This window comes from Mycolicibacterium sp. XJ879 (assembly GCF_053483935.1).
In genome coordinates, this window is record NZ_JBEFTH010000028.1 from 1 (window position 1) to 2,774 (window position 2,774).

Below are 2,774 nucleotides of genomic sequence, written 5' to 3' on the forward strand. Positions count from 1 at the left end.
GACCATTCGCCCGCAGCGTCGTCCTCGACTCGCAGCCGCAGCATGGCGTGCCGGTCCAGCAGCGCCTGCAGCACCGCCACCACGTCGCCCTCGGTCGTGTCTGCGGGGGCTTGCAGCAGCACCGTCTGGTTGAACTCATCGACCGGACCGTCCAGACTCTGCAGCCACCGGATGATGGGGGTGGCCGCCACCGGTCCGACGCCGTTGTCGATGGGGCCGCCCGCATGGGACACGCCCGCGACGCGGGCCAGCCGGGCCACGGTCTGCTCGACGAACACGTCGCGGGGGCGACACACCAGACCCGCGGCGCGGGCGCGCGCCACCACCTGCATCGAGAGAATGCTGTCGCCGCCGAGGTCGAAGAACGAGTCGTCGACACCGACCTGATCTAAACCCAGTGTCTCGGCGTAGATTCCGGCGAGCACCTCTTCGACTGCGGTGGTGGGTGCACGGTAGCGGTCACCGTCGCCGTAGTCGGGAGCGGGCAGCGCGCGGGTGTCGAGCTTGCCGTTGACCGTCAGCGGCAGCGCGTCAAGCACCACCACCGCGACGGGCACCATGTAGGCGGGCAACCGCTCAGCCAGTTGGGCGCGCAGTTCAGCCGGGTCAGCGGTGCCGGTGATGTAGCCCACCAACCGCTTGTCGCCGGGGCGGTCTTCGCGGGCGATCACCGCTGCCTGCTCCACGCCGTCGAGCGCGGCCAGCGCGGCCTGGATCTCGCCCAACTCGATGCGGTAACCGCGGATCTTGACCTGCTCGTCGGCGCGGCCCAGGTACTGCAGCTGCCCGTCGGGACGCCAATACACCAGATCGCCGGTGCGGTACATACGTTTTCCGGCCACGCCGGGACCGCCGAACGGGCACGCCACGAACCGCGACGCGGTCAGGCCAGCCCGGCCCACATATCCGGCGCCGACGCCGTCACCGCCGACATACAGTTCGCCGATCACCCCTTCGGGCACCGGGCGTAGCCACTCGTCGAGCACGAACAACGCCGCACCGGGAACCGGCTTGCCGATCGGCACCCCCAGCCCCGGTGTCAGCGGTGCGCTGATCGCCACGCACATCGTCGTCTCGGTCGGGCCGTAGGCGTTGATCATCACCCGGCCGGGCGCCCACTGCTCCACCACCTCCGGCGGGCAGGCTTCGCCGACCACGACCAGCACCGCCGATTCCAGGCCCTCGCGCGGCAGCACCCTTACCGCAGAGGGAGTTTGGGTGAGCACGGTGACCTGTTCGCGCACCAGTAGGGCATGGAAGTCTTCCGGCGATCCCGCGATGTCCTCGGAGACCACCACCACGCGCCCGCCACGCAGCAACGGCGCGAAGACCTCCCACACCGAGACGTCGAAGGCCAACGAATGGCATTGCGGCCACACGCCCGCAGGCGGCAGCCCGGCATCGAGCGTATCCAGCAGTTGGGTCACGTTGTGGTGGGTGATCGCCACGCCCTTGGGCACACCGGTGGTTCCCGAGGTGTAGATCAGATAGGCGATGTCGTCCGGGCTCGGATCCGGCAGCAGCGCACCGGATTCACTGTCGCCGGTCGCCCCGATGTCACCGATGTCACCGATGTCAAGGACGGATAGAGGTTGTTCGGCCAACCGGTCCGCCAGATCGGGGGTGGTGACCGCGACGACCGGCCCGGCGTCGGTGATCATGAACGCCATGCGCTCTGCAGGTACCGCCGCGTCGATCGGCAGGTAGGCCGCTCCTGCTTTGAGTACCGCCAGCATGGCCACGATCGCCTCGGCGGACCGGTTGAACAGCAGCGCCACGCACTGCCCCGGCCCGGCACCATGTGCGACCAGGTTGTGCGCCAACCGGTTCGCGGCATGGTCAAGCTCGCGGTAGGTCAACGACCGTTCACCGCAGGTGACCGCCACCGCATCGGGGATGCGCGTCACATGCTCGGCGAACAGGGCGGTGACCGATGATGCGGCAGACTCTGGAGCCGTCACGGCCGCCAGGTTGCCGAGCTCCGCGAGCCGGGCGCGTTCGGCCTCGTCAAGCAGGTCCACCGCCGAGAGCGGTGCCATCGGGTCGGATGCCATGGCCGCCAGGACCCGTTGAAGCCGCGTGATCAGCGTTTCGATGGTGTCGGGGTCGAAGACGTCGGTGCGGAACTCCACTGTCCCGGTGATGCCGTCGGGTTCCCCGTCCTCGGTGCGGCGTTCGGCCAGCGAAAAGTTCACATCCATTCGCGCGGTGCGGGCATCCACCGGCATCGGGGTCACCTGCAGGTCGCCCAGCGCGAATTCGGCGTTGGGGTCGTCGATGTCGCTTCCTGCGCCGTTCTGCCACGCCAGCGCGACCTGAACCAGCGGGTGATGGGTCAGTGACCGCGTCGGGTTGAGCCGCTCGACGAGCACCTCGAACGGCACGTCCTGATGTTCGTAGGCAGACAGGCTGCGCGTCCGCACCTGAGCCAGCACATCGGCCACCGTCGGATCGCCCGCCAGATCGACCCGCAACACCAACGTGTTGACGAAGAACCCGATCAGCTCGTCGAGCGCGGGATCGCGCCGACCGGCGATCGGGAAACCCACCGCCACGTCAGAGGTTCCGGTGAGCTTGGACAGCACGGTCAGCAGCGCCGCCTGCAGCACCATGAAGCTGGTGGCGTTGTGCTCACGGGCGATCCGGGTGACCTGCTCGTGCAGCTCGGCAGGCCAGTCCACCGCGACCTTGGCGCCGCGCTGATCGGCGACCAGCGGGTAGGGCCGATCGGTCGGCAACGCAACACGTTCCGGCATCCCGGCCAGCGCGTCTTC

1 protein-coding gene is annotated in these 2,774 nt (G+C 68.8%); it reads right to left on the reverse strand.

Annotated features, from left to right (window positions below):
* Window positions 1–2,774, reverse strand: a 2,774-nt coding sequence (locus tag ABQF13_RS25230) for a non-ribosomal peptide synthetase (RefSeq protein WP_448395541.1), incomplete at both ends; no start/stop codon positions are given.